The 17502-nt window shown below is 56.8% G+C and carries 14 protein-coding genes; 2 read left to right on the top strand and 12 right to left on the bottom strand.

The features are described from left to right. Positions 1 to 4 precede the first annotated feature (4 nt). The gene (locus GSQ62_RS17500; RefSeq protein WP_161890712.1) at positions 5 to 340 is read left to right on the top strand and encodes a four-helix bundle copper-binding protein; all 336 of its coding nucleotides are present in this window, start codon (positions 5 to 7) and stop codon (positions 338 to 340) included. Positions 341 to 434: 94 nt separating this feature from the next. Here GSQ62_RS17500 and GSQ62_RS17495 read toward each other — a convergent pair whose 3' ends face one another. The 10 genes from GSQ62_RS17495 to GSQ62_RS17450 all read right to left on the bottom strand — a co-directional run bounded on the left by GSQ62_RS17495 (position 435) and on the right by GSQ62_RS17450 (position 12615). After that, positions 435 to 767, bottom strand: a complete 333-nt coding sequence (locus GSQ62_RS17495; protein ID WP_161890711.1) for a phage holin family protein — start codon at positions 765 to 767, stop codon at positions 435 to 437. Between the two features lie 162 nt (positions 768 to 929). Continuing rightward, on the bottom strand, positions 930 to 2033 hold the full coding sequence (locus GSQ62_RS17490) for an agmatinase family protein (protein ID WP_317164382.1): 1104 nt from the start codon (positions 2031 to 2033) through the stop codon (positions 930 to 932). A gap of 192 nt (positions 2034 to 2225) precedes the next feature. After that, on the bottom strand, positions 2226 to 3041 hold the full coding sequence (locus tag GSQ62_RS17485) for a putative phage abortive infection protein (protein WP_161890710.1): 816 nt from the start codon (positions 3039 to 3041) through the stop codon (positions 2226 to 2228). Between the two features lie 30 nt (positions 3042 to 3071). Beyond that, the gene (locus tag GSQ62_RS17480; protein WP_161890709.1) at positions 3072 to 3728 is read right to left on the bottom strand and encodes a chemotaxis protein CheC; all 657 of its coding nucleotides are present in this window, start codon (positions 3726 to 3728) and stop codon (positions 3072 to 3074) included. A 34-nt stretch (positions 3729 to 3762) separates the two neighbouring features. Further along, complete coding sequence (locus GSQ62_RS17475; RefSeq protein WP_161890708.1) at positions 3763 to 5403, bottom strand: chemotaxis protein CheA; 1641 nt, start codon at positions 5401 to 5403, stop codon at positions 3763 to 3765. Between the two features lie 411 nt (positions 5404 to 5814). After that, complete coding sequence (locus GSQ62_RS17470) at positions 5815 to 6189, bottom strand: response regulator (RefSeq protein WP_161890707.1); 375 nt, start codon at positions 6187 to 6189, stop codon at positions 5815 to 5817. 37 nt (positions 6190 to 6226) lie between these two features. Then, on the bottom strand, positions 6227 to 6826 hold the full coding sequence (locus tag GSQ62_RS17465; protein ID WP_161890706.1) for a chemotaxis protein CheW: 600 nt from the start codon (positions 6824 to 6826) through the stop codon (positions 6227 to 6229). Beyond that, positions 6826 to 11106, bottom strand: coding sequence for a HAMP domain-containing protein (locus tag GSQ62_RS17460; protein WP_237586759.1), 4281 nt, complete (start codon positions 11104 to 11106; stop codon positions 6826 to 6828). Before GSQ62_RS17460 ends, GSQ62_RS17465 begins: the two co-directional genes overlap by 1 nt. 149 nt (positions 11107 to 11255) lie before the next feature. After that, positions 11256 to 12002: a ParA family protein gene (locus GSQ62_RS17455; protein WP_161890705.1), complete on the bottom strand. Its 747-nt coding sequence runs from the start codon at positions 12000 to 12002 to the stop codon at positions 11256 to 11258. 118 nt (positions 12003 to 12120) lie between these two features. Then, complete coding sequence (locus tag GSQ62_RS17450) at positions 12121 to 12615, bottom strand: SixA phosphatase family protein (RefSeq protein ID WP_161890704.1); 495 nt, start codon at positions 12613 to 12615, stop codon at positions 12121 to 12123. 164 nt (positions 12616 to 12779) lie between these two features. Here GSQ62_RS17450 and topA point away from each other — a divergent pair, with 164 nt between their 5' ends. Next, positions 12780 to 15239: a type I DNA topoisomerase gene (gene topA / locus GSQ62_RS17445; protein WP_161890703.1), complete on the top strand. Its 2460-nt coding sequence runs from the start codon at positions 12780 to 12782 to the stop codon at positions 15237 to 15239. A gap of 174 nt (positions 15240 to 15413) precedes the next feature. On the opposite strand, the gene GSQ62_RS17440 is transcribed toward topA, so the two are convergent. Beyond that, a complete protein-coding gene (locus tag GSQ62_RS17440) occupies positions 15414 to 16283 on the bottom strand; it encodes a glycoside hydrolase family 25 protein (RefSeq protein ID WP_237586756.1) in 870 nt (289 codons plus the stop codon). A gap of 2 nt (positions 16284 to 16285) precedes the next feature. Beyond that, on the bottom strand, positions 16286 to 17407 hold the full coding sequence (locus GSQ62_RS17435) for an alanine racemase (protein ID WP_161890702.1): 1122 nt from the start codon (positions 17405 to 17407) through the stop codon (positions 16286 to 16288). Between the last annotated feature and the right edge of the window lie 95 nt (positions 17408 to 17502).

Here is a 17502-nt window from a genome sequence, read left to right as displayed (position 1 = left end):
AGCTATGAAATCCGAGATAACCAACAATTTAGAGCACGTACTGATCAAATGTGTGACTGCCTGCGAAACCTGCGCCACCATGTGCCTGCAGGAAGACGACGTGAAGATGATGGTGCGCTGCATCATGCTGGACCGCGACTGCGCCGACATCTGCGCGCTGACCTCCCGCTTTGTGGCGCGTAACTCGGCGCACGCCAAGCACGTGATGCGCGAGTGCATCGAGATTTGCCGACTCTGCGCGGAAGAGTGCCGCAAGCACAAGCACGACCACTGCCAGAAGTGCGCGGACGCCTGTGAGGAATGCGCCCAGGCCTGTGAGGAGTGGATGCAGAAGAAATAGTATAAGCGGTTTCAAAATCATTCTCCGATATAAAAGAGGCGGGGCCGACATGATTGTCGGCCCCGCCTCTTTTATGTAGGTGCTGTGGCTCGTGTTAGAAAATCATATCCAGTATGGCGGTGATAACGGAAAGCACCAGGCTGAAAAGCAGGGCAGTCAGAAATCCGGCTGTGTCGAAGCCCGCAATCAGCGAGTCGGCCAGCAGTATAATCAGCGCGTTGATGACGAGCAGGAAAAGCCCCAGCGTCAGAATCGTCACAGGTATGGTGAGGAGCACCAGGATGGGCCGCACGATGGCGTTCAGCACTGCCAGCACCAGGGCCAGGATAATGGCCGTCATATAGCCATCAATGGAAACACCGGGCAGTATATAAGCCGCCAGCATGGCTGCCGCGCCCGTCAGGAGAAGTTTTAAGATGAATCCCATATTCTAACGCTGCTTTTTATTATATAGCTTTTACGTATTTTTCCAGGTGGCTATTCATACGCAAACCGGCAGATAAAGATAGACCATTTTGCAGCTGGCGGGCCGAGTTTATAGATGCCTTGCTTAGGTGTGATACGGGAGCCGCGACCCGGGCAGAGCCAGCTAAAACTGGGCTTCGAGCTTTTGCTGCGAAACCGCCATCAGGTTGCACAGTTTCAGCAGCACGCGGGCACCCACGTTGCCGTTCCACTCGCTTTCGCCGGGCGCTACCTCGCATAAATCGAACCCGATGATCTCGCGGCCCGACTTCACCAGCTGCCTCACCAGAAATATGGCCTGCTCAAACTCCAGCCCGCCGGGCACCGGGGTGCCGGTGCCCGGGCAGAGCTTCGGGTCCAGCCCGTCGATGTCGAAGCTTATATATACCTTCTGCGGAAGCTGGGCGATAATCTTCTTGCACTCCTTCTTCCAGCTGTCGCCGCCGTACAGGTTTTCCTTCAGCACCGCGTCGTAGAAGATGGCCACGCGCCCGTTCGACTGCTGCGCCAGCTCTGCCTCGGCCTGGCATATATCCCGGATGCCCACCTGCACCAGTTTCTTTACCTGCGGCAGCTTCAGGGCATTGTACATGATGGAGGCGTGCGAGTACTCGAAGCCCTCGTAGGCCTCGCGCAAGTCGGCATGGGCATCTATCTGCAGAATACCGTACTCTTCGTGCTTTTCGGCCAGCGCGTGCATCAGGCCCAGGGGCGTGCTGTGGTCGCCGCCCAGCACCGCTACCATCTTGCCCTGGTCCAGGTATCCGAGTGCCTTTTGCTTCAGCCAAAGCAGAAACTCCGTCCCTTTCGCCGTCACCTCGGCCGGCAGGTTCTCAAATTCCGCTCTTCCAATCTCGGGGCTTCCGGCCTCCAGCCAGTTTATATAGGCCTCCGCCTTTTCGCGCAGCACCTCGCCGGTGGCCGCCCACTCCTCCGATATTTCCTCCATCGCGATACCGAGCTTCCAAGCGTCTTTGATGTTGGGCTCGAACAGGTCCAGTTGGGGCGATGCTTCCTTTACGGCCTGCGGCCCCAGTGCCGTGCCGCCGCTGTACGAAACCGTCACTTCCCAGGGTGTCGGGATGATCACCACCTCCGACTCTTCGATGGTGAAAGGCAGGCCAAACAGGCCGCCGCCGATGTCCCCTACCCCGTTCGGGTCGAAGCTTTCAATCTTTTGCTCTTTGCTGTTCATCTGTTGGTTCTGCAACATAATCGTTGATGGCATTTTCAGTTCAGTTTCCGGGTGTTGGCTGCCTGAGGCGCCACTGCCCGGTTATATATAAATTACAAGTATCTGGTGGTAAGGCACAAGCCTTTTGGGGAATCATATACACCTGGCGCCAAAAACAGCTGCACAAGCATTTATACTATTTTGCATGCGAATGTGTTGGGCATTTATATATAGGCGGCCGCGACGCTACTGCTGCGGCAGCTCCCTTCGGATAATGGTCTCTGCTTTATATTCCTCCGCCAGGTCCTCAAACACAGCAAAGGCATCATCGAACGCGCTGAACTCCCTGATGAGGCTGAACTGCGCCACATGGTAGATCAGGAAAAGCTCCGACTGCGTAAAACTGGCCTTGGTGATGAAGCTGTAGTACTCGCCCTCGTCCTCCGTCTCGGAGCGGTAGCGCTGGATGAGTTTGAACAGCACGCTCAGGTTCTTCAGGTAAGGGCCCAGGCTGTTCTGGTAAAAGGTGAAGTGGTAGGTGAAGTAATCCTCGAAAATGCTGCGCAGGTTTTCGCCCGTCCGCTCTGCAGGCCCGAGGCTGCGCACCTTCTGCACAAAGGATGTCAGCACCTTCTCCTGGAAGAACACAAAGAAGTTGGTTCCCTTCCAGGCGCTCTTGTTGATGTCGTAGGCGGTGAGGGAGTCGATGATGTCGTTGTGCTTGCTGATGAAGCTGATGTAGAGCGTGGAGAAATTCTGCTGCTGGTATATTTTCTGGGTCTTGTGCAGCTCGTGGCGCTGCAACTCGAACTCTCGTTTCTGATAGGTGAGCGTGGCGAAAAAGAGGAATACGCCCGCCAGCGCCCAAAGCGAGCCGACAATGCCGCCGATAAACTCCCCGTACTCGCCAAACACGCCCCCTTCCCGGTCGGCCGGGTCGAGGTACAGCTCATGCCAAATGTCAAACTTTACGGTTCCCCAAACCAGCACGGCGGCCCCGGCCATTATCAGTATATACCCTGTCAGCTCGTAGCGGCTCAGTTTCGACTTCGGTTTTGACATGCGGTGGGGATATAGCGCGATGGGTGCGGGCTATAACGCTTGGTCGTTTTCGGTCAGGTTGTTTTTGCCGAGCTCGAAGGAGCGGATGATGTCCAGAATCTTCAGCAGCGTGTTGGTGTCGAAGAACAGCAGCAGCGGCAACTCCACGCTTTTGGAATTGTGCGAGAACTGGGTGATGACGGTGAAAACGAGCGGCTGGAAAAGCGGGTGTTGCACCAGGATGCTCTTGAGGGAATCGGCTATATGGCTTTTCGGGGCCTTGGGCGGCGAGCCATATATGTTGGACTTGAGGATATTGGCGAGCTGCGTGACCAGGGCGCCCGTGATGATGTTGCTGATCTCCAGCAGCAGCGACTCCTGCATCACAGACAGTTCCCCCTTCTGCACATCCACCATGCTCAGGCAGATTTCTGACAGGCGTACGATGTGGTTGTCGGAGAAGATCATGAGCGTGGCGCCGTTCAGCTCGCCTTTGATATCCGACTGAATGATGACGTGCGAATCCTCATACTTGGCCACCAGGCTCAGGAGTTCCTTGACTTCTATCAGGGTGATGTCGGGCACTTTCATCAGCACTTTGTCGCGGGCAATGGCGGCAAAGGAGTCCGCAGCCCGGGCCAGCCCGATGTTCAAGATTTCTTTGATTATGTCTCGCTCTAACTCCGTTATATGCGGTTCAGTCGTCATAGTAGTCGTGTTTGTAAAGTTCCCATCCATCTTCTCACCCCTGCCTTTTATATATAAAATAGCGTGTGGTGGCTGGCACGTCCAGCACCATGCACACTTTGCCGGTGCCCAGAAGCGTCACGCCGCCGTACAGGTCAATCTGGTCGAGCGGCTTGTTCAGGGGTTTCACCACAATGTCCTGCTGCCGGTACAGCTTGTCCACTATCAGGCCCAGCTTCCGGTTGTTGTAAGAGACCACCACGATGTTCTGCACCTGCCCCTTCAGCCGTGTCTTGTCTCCGAGGCGCATGTTGGCCTCGTCGGCGTTCAGCAGTTCGTGCAGGTACACAACCGTTACGGTTTCGCCTTTCAGGCTGGCCACCATCACGTCGCCCACCTCATGTATCTCGTCCTTGTCGAGGGCCACCACCTGCTCTGTATGAATAAGCGGAATGGCATAAAATATCTCATCCACCTCAAACAGCAGCGCCCCCTTTACCGCAATGGAGGTCGGCAGCAGCATGGTGAAGGTGGTGCCTGCGCCTTTCTCCGATCTCACTGACAGGCGCCCGCCTATCGAGTCGACTGCGTTCTTCACCACATCCAGCCCCACGCCGCGCCCCGAATACTCCGTCACCTCCTTTGCCGTGGAGAAACCCGGCTCAAACAGGAACGAGAGCGCCTCCGTATCAGCCATCGCCTTCGCCGCCTCGGGCGTCACGAGCTGGCGCTCCACAGCGGTGCGCTTGATCTGTTTATAGTCCATGCCGTTGCCATCGTCCGAAAGCTCAATCAGCACGTTCTCCCGGTCGCTCTGGGCGCTCAGCCGCAGGAGTCCTGTCCGTGGTTTGCCCTTTTTCTCCCGCTCGGCCGGCAACTCCAGGCCATGGGTCACGGCGTTGCGCACCAGGTGCAGCAGCGAGTCCGTCATGATCTGCAGGATATTACGGTCAATCTGGATATCCTGCCCGGAAACTTTTAAATCCACCTCTTTTTTTTCAGCGGCGGCAATGTCGCGCACGATGCGCGGAAACTTGTTGAAGAGCGACCCGATGTTTACGAGCCTGGCGTCCATCACGCTGTACTGCAGGTCTTCGGTGATGCGGTACAGGTGCGAACTGACTGCCTTCAGCTCGTCGTTGTCCACGCCCTTACTGATGGAGAGGATCCGGTCGCGGTCGATCATGAGCTCGCCCACCAGGTTCATCATGTGGTCCAGCTTCCTGATCTGGATATATACCAGTTCGGACAGCGACAGGTTTTTGGAGGTGTTGTACTTCTGCACCTTCGCCAGTTCAATGGTGCTGTCGGAGAGGTTCTCCACAATGATGTCGAGGTTGCGCAGGAGCAGCGGGTCCGGCTCCGTTTCCTGGTTGCTGTCGATGTTCGTGATCAGTTCGCCCAGCATGTCGATGCCGTCGAACAGCACGGTCACCACCTCGTCGCTGAAGGCGAGCTCCTTGCTGCGTATCAGGCTGAAGGCCGTCTCCAGTTTATGCGACACGTCCGAGATATGGAGGTAGCCGATCGCCTTCGAGTTGGCCTTCAGGTTGTGCAGCAAACGGAACACCTCCGCCAGCGTCTGCTCGTCGCCCGGCTGCTTCTCCAGGGTGCTGATGTGCCTGTTCAGAGCATCAAAGTACTCCAGGGCCTCGGCTATAAATATTTCTTTGTACTCCTGTTCTCTCGATTTCATGCTGCGCTGTCAGTTGCACTGACCCGGTACTGCCCTGCCATATACGTGTGCAGGATTTGCGGAATCTCCCCGCCGTTGTCGACACCTTTTATTTTTTTCCGCATTTTTATAGCTGACCTGCCGCTACTGAATACAATGGATTGCTCACATATACCGCCATATAGGGTGCTACCTCATTCTGGTGCTATATATAGCATAACCTGCAGCTGCGTCCCCTGCCCTTGGCCAGTAGAACTCCCATCCCACACACGCTTTGCCCAACCACACTTTCAGGTCAACGGCCGCTGCTCACCGGTCACATCTTGCTTTTTGGAAATCCGCGCAGGCTCAACTGCAGCTATCACGGGACACAACAACAAATGCACCCACTTCAGGCTTCAAAGGTATATGTATATATGCGGGGAAGGAATGTTACTGCTTTGGCTCTTCCGCCAGCACCTGGCTTACCACCTCCAGCACCTTCTCCTCCGAGAACGGCTTCACGATATAGGCCTTTGCCCCATATTCCATGGCTTCGTTCACGATGACCTCCTGCCCCACGGCGCTCACGATAATCACCTTCATATCGGGTTGCTCCGCCTTGATGCCTTTCAGCACGTCCAGGCCGGTGTTGTCCGGCAGTATCACATCCAGGGTGATCAGGTCGGGCTTCGTCTCCTTGGCCAGTTCTAGCGCCGTCTGTCCGTTTGGTGCCTCCCCTACTACTTCGTAACCGGCGTCTGCCAGCATGTTCTTCAACATGGTGCGCATGTAGAAAGAATCATCTACTATCAATATTCTGCTCATACTGTTTAAAGTAGTGTTTTTAAATTATATGACACCGTTAGGCGGAGATCTCATTTATCTCTTCCTGTGTGAGTATCTTGTTCATGTCCAGCACGATGATGAGGCGGTCGTTGATCCGGGCCAGCCCCTCAATAAAATTCTCGCTGATGTTCGTGTCCTGCAGGAAAGAGGGCGCCCTGTCTATTTTAGAGGTGGGCAGGTTCAGGGACTGCGGCACCTCCTTCACCACCACACCGATGCTGTAATCCTTTGCCTCCAGCACCAGGGTATAGCTCACGTTAGGATTCAGCCCTTCCGGCAGCGGCTCCGGCCTGATGTGGAAGCGCTCCTCCAGGTCCATGATCGCGATGATGTCACCCCGGATGTTCGCCACCCCCTTCACGAAGTGCGGTGTGCGCGGCATACGGGTTATCACGGGGGTGATGGTTACCTCCTTCACCTGCTCGATCTTGATGGCATAGCTCTCAGCACCAAGCTTGAACACGATGAGGTGCATCATTGCCTCGCTGGCAGGCTTCTCGTCGACGCCTTTTCTTCCCTCCTCAGGGCTTGCCCTGTCTGCGCCCTTTGCCTCCGATACTTTTCCTTCCTCAGCAGGCAAAGCTGCCCCCTTCTCTGTACTTGCTTGTTTCGCCATTACCTTGATCTGCTTTCAGAACTGTTCCCGGAACTGTGCTTTTTGGAACTGGTCGCCAGGCGGTTATTGCCCATGCTGCCCTTTCTTACTTTCTCCTGCTGTTGCTTTTGTACAGGTATGGAAGTCAGGCGGCGGCTCTTGCCATTGCTGAACACCAGGTTGCCGTCCACCAGTTTGAAGGCGGATATGCTGATCTGGAGGTCTGCGGCAATGTCGTTCAGGTTCTGGGAAGAAGACGTCAGTTCCTGCATCGAAGCCGAAAGTTGCTTGGCCGTGCTGGCCACCTGCTGCGTGCCGGAGGCCGTCTGCTCGGCAATGGCCACCACTTCTTCCACGTATTTCACCACATCCCCGATAGACGACTTCTGGATTTCCGTTGCCGTGAGGATGTCCTGCGAGGTGCGCAGGGTCTCGCCACTGGAGGCGGCGATGTTCTTGAAGGCGCCGGATGCCTCGAAAGTGGCATTCTTTCCTTTCAGTACCCGTCCCTCCATGGTGGAGATGGCCGTGGCGGCTGAGGCGGTGTCTTTCTTCACATCTTCCACCAGGGTGGCAATCTCGCTGGCAGATTTACGGGAGCCTTCAGCCAGTTTCCTGATTTCCTCGGCCACCACCGCGAAGCCGCGGCCTGCATCACCGGCGCGCGCCGCCTCGATGGCCGCGTTCAGGGCAAGCAGGTTTGTCTGGGCCGCAATGTCCGTGATAACGCCAAGCGATTTGGATATCTCCTGAGAGCGGGTGCTCAGTACTTCAATGGTTTTGGCTGTGAGAGCCGCCGAACTGGAGATTTCCTCCATGTTCTTCACCACTTCCGCCACTGTCTTCAGACCTGTCTGGGAGCTCTCCTCTCCCAGCAAGGCCGATTTATTCACTACCTCTGCACGGTTGGCCGTGTCTTTGGTCGTTTTCATGATCTCTTCGATGAGCTTGAACGCCTGGTCTGTCTTGAGGGCCTGGTTCTGGGCACCTTCCGCCATTTGTTGCATGGCAAGGGCCACATCCAGCGTCACCTTGTTCATCTCCAGGCCTTTGCCAGCCATTTCCTCCGAAGAACTGCCCACCACAAGCGATGAGTCGTTGATTTCCCCCAGGAGCGTGTTCAGGTTTTCCACTGCGAGGTTAAGTGCGTTGGCCATATCCATGATATCTCCGGCCGTCTGCACGTCTACCTTCTGTGTCAGGTCTCCCTCCGAGATGGCACGCACCACGCGGGACACGTCCAACATCGGGGTTACAATTGACTCCAGCAGGTCGTTCACTGTGTCTACCAGTTCTTTCCAGCTGCCGCCCACGCCCTGCAGGGTAGCACGTTCTGTCAGTTTCCCTTCCACACCGGCTACGCGCGCCACGCGGCTTACCTCGCCCGCCAGTCGGTTCAGGTCCACCACCATCGAGTTGATTGTGTCTGCCAGCTCCGCCACCTCGCCTTTCGCTTCCAAGGTCAGCTTCTGGGTCAGGTCACCTTTCGACACAGCCGTCACTACTTTCACGATGCCCCGCACCTGGGTTGTCAGGTTGCTGGCCATGGTGTTTACATTGTCGGTCAGGTCTTTCCAAACCCCGGCCACGTTGGGCACGTTGGCCTGGCCACCCAGCTTTCCTTCGGTGCCCACTTCCAGCGCCACGCGCGTTACTTCCCCGGCGAAGATGTTGAGCGAGTCCACCATGCGGTTGATGTTCTCCTTCAGTTCCGCCATCTCCCCTTTCACGTCTACCGACACCTTCTGGGTCAGGTCGCCCTTCGCCACGGCCGTGGACACTTTGGCAATATCCCGCACTTGCGAGGTCAGGTTGGAGGCCATCGTGTTCACGTTGTCGGTGAGTTCTTTCCAGGTGCCGCGCACTTTCGGCACGTTGGCCTGGCCGCCGAGCTTGCCTTCGGTGCCCACCTCGCGCGCCACGCGCGTTACTTCATCGGCAAACACGTTCAGCGAGTCCACCATCTGGTTCAGGTTCTCTTTCAGGTCCAGTATCTCGCCCCGCGCCTCCACCGATACTTTCTGGGTCAGGTCGCCTTTGGCCACCGCGGTCGCTACCTTAGCAATGTCTCGTACCTGCGAGGTCAGGTTGTTCGCCATCAGGTTCACGTTGTCGGTGAGGTCTTTCCAGGTGCCGCCCACGTTTGGCACGTTGGCCTGGCCGCCCAGCTTGCCTTCGGTGCCCACCTCGCGGGCCACTCTTGTTACTTCATCACCAAATATATTCAGCGAGTCCACCATCTGGTTGATGTTCTCCTTCAGTTCACCAAGCTCTCCTTTCACGTCTACCGACACTTTCTGGGTCAGGTCGCCTTTGGCCACCGCGGTCGCCACGTTGGCGATGTCCCGCACCTGAGAGGTCAGGTTGCTGGCCATGGTGTTTACGTTCTCGGTCAGGTCTTTCCAAACCCCGGCCACGTTCGGCACGTTGGCCTGGCCGCCCAGTTTTCCTTCGGTGCCCACCTCGCGCGCCACCCGTGTCACCTCCCCGGCAAACACATTGAGCGAGTCCACCATCTGGTTCAGGTTCACCTTCAGTTCTGCAAGCTCACCTTTCACATTCACGGTTATCTTCTGGCTTAGGTCACCCTTTGCTACTGCTGTGGACACATTGGCGATATCCCGCACCTGCGAGGTCAGGTTGGAGGCCATCGAGTTTACGTTCTCCGTCAGGTCTTTCCATATACCCGCCACGTTCGGCACGTTGGCCTGGCCGCCCAGAATACCCTCCGTACCAACTTCGCGGGCAACACGTGTTACCTCAGCACCGAATACGTTGAGGCGGTCCACCATCTCGTTCAGGATATCCTTCAGTTCCCCGAGTTCGCCCTTTACGTCCACTGACACTTTCTGGGTCAGGTCACCTTTGGCCACGGCCGTCGCTACGTTGGCAATATCGCGCACCTGCGCTGTCAGGTTACCAGCCATCAGGTTCACGTTCTCGGTCAGGTCTTTCCAGGTTCCCTCTACTTTTGGCACATTGGCCTGGCCGCCGAGTTTTCCTTCGGTGCCCACCTCGCGCGCCACGCGCGTCACCTCCCCGGCAAACACATTGAGCGAGTCCACCATCTGGTTGATGATGTCTTTCAGGTCGGCTATCTCGCCGCGTACGTTCACGGTTACTTTCTGCGTCAGGTCGCCTTTGGCCACCGCGGTGGCCACGTTGGCGATATCCCGCACCTGCGAAGTCAGGTTGCTGGCCATCGTGTTCACGTTGTCAGTCAGGTCTTTCCAAACGCCACCCACATTCGGCACTTTGGCCTGGCCGCCCAGCCTTCCTTCCGTACCCACCTCGCGTGCCACGCGTGTTACTTCATCGGCAAACACGTTGAGCGAGTCCACCATCTGATTCACATTGTCCTTCAGTTGGGCAAATTCCCCGCGCACATCCACCGATACTTTCTGGGCCAGGTTACCCTTGGCCACGGCGGTGGCCACGTTCGAGATGTCCCGGATTTGCAAAGTCAGGTTGCTGGCCATTGTGTTCACGTTGTCGGTCAGGTCTTTCCAGACACCGGCCACGTTTGGCACAGAGGCCTGGCCACCCAGTTTTCCTTCCGTACCCACCTCCAGCGCCACGCGCGTTACCTCCCCGGCAAAGAGGTTCAGGTTGTCGATGGTGCGGTTGATTGTTTCGGCCATCACCTTGAAGTCGCCGGAAACAGGAATCTGGAACGTCTCGTCCAGGTTTCCCCGCGAGATGTTCTTCAGCACTTTCCCCACTTCCAACACCGGCACCGCAATGGAATCAACCAGGCCGTTGATGTTGTTGATCATATCCTTCCAGAAGCCGGAGGCGTTTTCGGCGGAGGCGCGGGCCTTCAGGTTTCCCTCCACCCCAGCCACTTTCGAGATGCGCGACACCTCGCCGCCCACCCCACCTATCATCTCCACCATGGAGTTATAGGCTTCGGCTATCTCGGCAAAAAGGTCATCGTTCTGCTTGGTGAGGCGCACCGAAATGTCCCCTTTCTTGAAGGCATCAAGGGCGTAGAGCACTTTGTTCAGCTGCTCGCTGATGTACTCCGGGTTACTGGCCAGTTTCTCCAGCTTCGCCGGTTTTGCGTTATCTTTTTTAACGCCGTTGGGCTTGATAGCATCCTGCGGCACAGTGGCCGCCGGTTTGCCGGCACCCTTTGCCCTGTCAGGTGCAGCGGCTGGCTTAGCAGGTGTATCTTCCACCGGCACAGTCGCCATACCGGCGTCTGCCTTAGCTTTTGAAGCAGGCTTGTTTTCTTCTCTGGCTTCTACGTCACTGATGAGCTTGTCTTTGCTCAACTTCAAGTTTTTACCTAAGGCCATATTTCTTTGGTTGGATGGAGTGGTATCTGAGCCTATCCTATGCTAAAAAGGCGCTTGCCAATATCCGGACACACTACAGGTTTTAAGCGGTGCAATTTAGCGAAAAAAGATGATGAATAAAATCAGCCTCCCTCGTCCGGGATTGCTTTTTATCCGATGTATTCTGCGGCCAGCGCTTTGTAGTCCTTCGCGCCGTTGGAGGAGGCATCGTAGTCCAGCACGCTCCTGCCGAAAGAGGGTGCCTCGGCCAACTTCACGTTCAGGCGTATATGGCTGTCGAATATCTTCTCCTTCACATTCTCCCGCAGGTATTCCAGCACCTCCTGGCTCAGTTTCCGGCGCACGTCGTACATCACCACCACAATGCCCTTTATCTTCAGCTTGGGGTTGAGGGTCTTCCGTACTTTCTCCACGGTATTCATGATCTGGTCGAGCCCCTGCAGGGTCAGCACTTCCATCTGCAGCGGTATCAGCACCTCCTGCGCCGCCGTCAGCGCGTTCAGGGTGAGCACCGAGAGGGAAGGCGGGCAGTCAATCAATATATAGTCGAAGCCTTTGGCCTCCACTAGAATGTTCTCCAGGAATCTTTCCCGCTCCGGCTGCGTCACCAGCGATATCTCCACATCCACCAGTTCGTTCGAGCCGGGCACAATCCAGAGGTCGTCCTTGTCCACTATTACGTCACTCAGCTTTTTATTGCCCAGAAGCACGTCCGCGAGCGTCGCCTCCGGATTTGCCACAGCCAGCGAGTAAGACAGGTTGCTTTGCGGGTCCAGGTCGAGCAGCAGCACTTTCTTGCCCAGTTTGCTCAGCGCACTGCCCAGGTTTATGGTTGTCGTTGTTTTGCCGGTGCCGCCTTTCTGGTTGATGACGGCCACTACCTTTGTTTTTGCCATGAAATGATTTCTTTGGGGCCAGGGCCGCTGGCGCGGCACATACCATCCCCTAAACTATCGAATTTATATATAAACCGGAAATACAGGCATAGAATAAGCGGGTGAACCGCCCAAGCTGTTACAGCGCCTGTGCCATGTTATGGCTCAGCAGCACACCGACGGCAAGGTGTATGTCCTCCCACTTTTCCAGGGGCAGGGCGATGGCCACCACGTTGGCCGGCTCCAGGTAATTAAAGTGCTGCCCTGCCAGGTCGCGGGCCAGTTTAGTGATGCCCGGGTTATGGCCCACCAGCAGCACCTGCCTGGCCTGGTCAGGCAACCCGCTCAGCATTTGCAGCAGTTGCGACTCGCGGGCATTGTAGAGATCGGGCAGGTAGGAGATTTTCTCTTCCCCAAAGTACAGGCGGCCCGCGATGGTGCGCGCCGTCAGGTTACAGCGCCTGGCGGGGCTGGACAGCAGGTGGTCTACTTTCACAAAATTCTCGCGCAGCCACTTCCCCGTCTGGTTAGCCTGGTGCAGGCCGTTCGGCGTTAGCTCCCGTTCGAAGTCCGGCTGTAGCGGATAGGGTTCAAAGGCCTCCGCATGGCGGCAAATGAGTAAAGTTTTTTGCATATAAGTATATAACGCAACCCAGGGATTAAGAAGCCGGAATATAACGAATCTTCGGGTTTTTTGCTCTCGGTTAAACCTATGTTACACAAATCAGGTTGTATTTGTTAGAAAAAAAGACTGAACTTTGGGCGAATCTGGCCAATGCCTGCCTGCAAACTTAAAGCATGATAAAAAACTTAGTTATAGTAGAGTCGCCTGCCAAGGCAAAAACAATAGAAGGGTACCTGGGAAAGGATTACGTAGTGAAGTCGAGTTTCGGCCACGTGCGGGACCTGCCCAAAGACAACAACGCCATCGATATAGCCCATGGCTTCCGGCCGACCTATGTCGTGTCCAGCGACAAGCGGGAGGTGGTGGCGCAACTGCGCAAACTGGCCAAAGAGGCGGAGACGGTATGGCTGGCGTCGGACGACGACCGTGAGGGAGAGGCTATCTCGTGGCACCTGACTGAGGCGCTGAACCTGACCGACGCCAAGACGCGCCGTATCGTGTTCCGCGAAATCACCAAGAGCGCCATCCTCAACGCCATCAGCACCCCACGCGGCATCGACATGGATTTGGTGAACGCCCAGCAGGCCCGCCGTATCCTGGACAGGCTGGTGGGTTTTGAGCTGTCGCCGGTGCTCTGGAAAAAAATCAAGACGGGGCTTTCGGCTGGGCGTGTACAGTCGGTGGCGGTGCGCCTGGTGGTGGAGCGCGAGCGCGAGATTGAGCGCCACCGTGCCGAGGCTTCCTTCCGCATCACCGCCAACTTCGACGTGCAGGGCAAGACGCTGGAGGCGGAGTTGCCCACCAAATTCAAGACGGAGCAGGAGGCGCAGGCTTTCCTGCAGGCCTGCGTGGGCGCTGACTATACCATCGAAAACCTGGAGAAAAAGCCGCTGAAGCGCAGTCCGGCCCCGCCGTTCACCACCTCCACCCTGCAGCAGGAAGCCAGCCGCAAACTGTACTTTTCCGTCGCCCAGACCATGACCGTTGCGCAGCGCCTGTACGAGGCAGGTAAGATTTCCTATATGCGTACCGACTCGCTGAACCTTTCAGAAGAGGCGATACAGGGTGCGACCAGGGAAATCAACCGCTCGTTCGGGGAGCAGTTTGTGAAGGTGCGCCATTTCAAAACCAAGTCTGCCGGGGCGCAGGAGGCGCACGAGGCCATCCGCCCCACCGATTTCTCGCAGATGGTGGCCAGCAGCGACCGCAACGAGCAGCGCCTGTACGAGCTGATATGGAAGCGCGCCATTGCCTCCCAGATGGCGGACGCCCAGATAGAGAAAACCACCGTCACCATCGGCATCTCCACCCAGGAGCAGCAGAAACTGCAGGCCACCGGCGAGGTGATTAAATTCGAAGGCTTTCTGAAGGTATATATAGAATCGAAGGACGACGATGACCTGGACGGGGAGGACGAGGATGTGAAAGGCATGCTGCCGCCCCTGAGCATCGGGCAGTTGATTCAGCTGCGCCAGATGCTGGCAACCCAGCGCTACACCCGCCCCGCGCCCCGCTACACCGAGGCCAGCCTGGTGAAAAAGCTGGAGGAAATGGGCATCGGCCGCCCGTCTACCTACGCGCCTACCATCTCCACCATCCAGAAGCGCGGCTATGTGGAAAAAGACAGCCGCGAGGGCAAAGAGCGCCCTTACCAGGTGCTCACCCTGAAAAATGAAAGCATCACTGCCCAGACCAAAACTGAGATAACGGGTGCGGAGAAGGCAAAACTTTTCCCGACGGACACGGCCATGGTGGTCAACGACTTCCTGGTGGAGCACTTCCCAAACGTGATCGATTATTCTTTCACAGCGCGCGTGGAGGCGGAGTTTGATGAGATTGCCCAGGGTCAGAAAGAGTGGGAAAACATGCTGGACCAGTTCTACCAGAAGTTCCACGAGCGCATCGAGTCGAGTGAGAGCATCAACCGGGCCGATGTGTCCGGGGCAAGGGAACTGGGCACAGACCCTGCCACTGGCAAGACCATCGTGGCGAAACTTGGCCGCTACGGACCTTACGTGCAGTTGGGCGAGGAGAACGAGGAGACAGGCGAGAAGCCCGTGTATGCCAGCCTTCGAAAAGGTCAGTTTGTGGAGAGCCTTGCGCTTGAAGACGCGCTGGATCTGTTTAAGCTGCCGCGCATCATCGGCACCTTCGAGAACAAGGAAATGACCGCCGCCGTTGGCCGGTTCGGACCCTATATCCGCCACGAGGGCAAGTTCTACTCCCTGCCTAAAACGCTGGACCCGATGCAGGTGACTGCCGAGGAAGCCATCGACCTGATCCAAGCCAAGCGCAAAGCGGATGCCGAGAAACTGATCAAATCCTTCGAGGAGAACCCGGATGTGCAGGTGCTGAACGGCCGCTTCGGCCCCTATATAGTGGCGGGCAACAAGAACGTAAAAATCCCGAAGGGAAAAGAACCGAGCGAACTGACGCTGCAGGAGTGCCTGGACCTGGCGGAGGCCACGCCGGAGAAGAAGGGCCGCGGCGGCTTCAAGAAAAAAGCGGACGCTGACGCCCCGGCCAAAAAACCGGCAGCCAAAGCAAAGGCGGCTCCCGCTAAAAAGAAGGCCCCGGCCAAAAAAGCTCCCGCCAAAGCCACAGCAGCAAAGGCCGCGGCAAAAAAGAAGTAAGCAACATATATGGCCAGTGCATGCTGCGCCTTCGGGTTAACAGGAAACAAGATGGAGCGATTCCCTTTCGGGCAGCCTCCTGTTGCTTTTCCAGTGTTCCGAAGGCGCAGCATCATTTCAGGGCTAAATCATATATAGGCTTATATATGGCTTTTGTTGATTCTGCCAAGAAAATCAGGGCAGGCAAACGCTGCGCAACTCGCGCATGCTGCCGTAAAACACGTTGCAGTCCACCATCCCGTCAATGCCTTTGATGGTGCCGCCATCGGTGTGCTGCCAGAACGCCAGTTTGCGCCTGCTGCTTTTTTCGAGCCGCAGCTCGGGCACGTTGTAGTGCGCTATCCAGAGGTGGTAATCGTCGAAGTGGCCGTCCAGGTAATCTTTGTAGAAAGCGTAGCTGGTATATAAGATAGGCTTCGCGCCGTAGGCGTCCTCCACCTGCCGCAGCCACACCTTCAGGTCCGCGCGCAGCTGCCCCACCGGCTTGCGCCCCCGCACCTCCACGTCCAGCACGGGCGGCAGGTCGCCGGAGGAGAGTTGTACTGTGGCGATAAAATTTGCGGCCTGCAACTCGGGCTTCACGTGGGGGATATAAAAATGGTAAGCGCCCCGTATAATGTCGACCTCCCGCGCCTTCTCCCAGTTGCGTTGAAACTGCTTGTCCTGGATTGTCCTGCCCTCCGTGGCCTTCACAAAAGCAAAGCTCACCTCGTTCTGCCGCACCTGCTGCCAGTCTATCTCCTTCTGGTAATGCGACACATCCACGCCGTACACACTGTGGCCCTCGGGCCAAGCCGATTTGCGCTTCTCCACAAAAAGCTCCACGTACAGCACCACCAGCGCGAGTGTGGCCAGCGCAGCCAGCCCCAGCCAGAACTTGTAAGGAGATGGCCTGGATGCTTTCTTTCTGGGCTTGGCAGCTTTGGCGGCTGGCTTTACAACAGACTTCGCCGCTGGCTTTGGGCGGGGCACACGCCTGGGGGGCTGCTTTTTGGTGATAGCGTCCCAGGCATCGTCTTCTGCAGATTTTCCCTTCCGGCTCAACTTTACAAAGATACCAGTTCCCGCTGCGGAACCCCTGACAGGTGCTCCAGTATTTCGCCATCCGTGGTCATATATCCTTTCATCAGGTCGGCGGTGAGGCAGGAGTGTACGGGCAGGATGCCGATCATATCTCCGATGCTGTATTTGGCGAACTGCTCCGCGTTGGCTTTGACGATGCCGTGCTCCTGCGAGAGCGACACCAGGTCAATGCCGTTTACCGGGTTTGTCCAGCCGTTGTCGGTGAACTCCACCACCCGGCCATATATAAGCGAGCTGTCTTCCTGCGCCAGCGCGTCTTTCGAGAAGTGAACGCCGCCGCCATATATAATCAGCTCCCTGCGCCGGGGGTGCCGGGCCACCACGGGGCAGGCCACGCACACGGCTATATCGCTGAAGCCGCAGGAACCGATGCGCTGCTGCGTAAGGTCGTAAAACACAAAGTTGCCGGGCCGTATCTCGTCAATGCCGCTCAGGTCGCCGAGGATGCTGCACGAGGGGGTGTCGCCGATGGAGAGCTGCAGGCCCGGAAACTGGCCGCTGTAGCGCGCCCGCAGCAGTTGCAGCAGGTATACCGAGGTATTGTGGATGGTCTGGATGGCATACGTGTCGGTCTGTTTGTAGGTGTGGCCGTCATGCACCAGGAAACCCTGAAACTGCAGCTTGTCGCTCTCCTTTATTTTCTGCATCACCCTGTCCAGCTCTTTGTGGTTGTTGGCCAGGATGCCCGTGCGGCGGTAGCCGGTGTCTATCTTCACCCACAGTTGCACCGGGTGGCGCAGGTTGCGCGACAGGATCTCGGCCGTCTCCACGTTCACGACAAGCAGGTGCAGCCGGATGCGGGAGGCCAGCTCGTTGATCGTGTCCATCTCCAGCACGTTGGCCGGGAAAGCCACCAGAATGTCTCGCCAGCCCTGGTTGGCAAAATAGCGGGCCATTTTTAAGGACGAGACCGTGATGGCCTCGATGTTATAGTCACGGAACCACGCCCCCACCTGCGCCGACTGGTGCGTCTTGAAATGCGGACGCAGCCTTACCCCGTTCTCCCTCGCCTTCTGCACCATCCGCTCAATGTTGCACAGGCACTTCCTCTTATCCAGTAGTAGTGTTGGTGTGGTTAATCTCATAATGCTCTAACACGACTTTTGTAGCAAATCCTGTGAAGTTACACAGGAATATGCAAAAAGTCACGCCCGTCAGGACTTTAAGGTGATGAATGTCA

Source organism: Pontibacter russatus (assembly GCF_009931655.1).
GTDB lineage: Bacteria > Bacteroidota > Bacteroidia > Cytophagales > Hymenobacteraceae > Pontibacter > Pontibacter russatus.
This window is presented reverse-complemented; position numbering and strand designations above follow the sequence as displayed.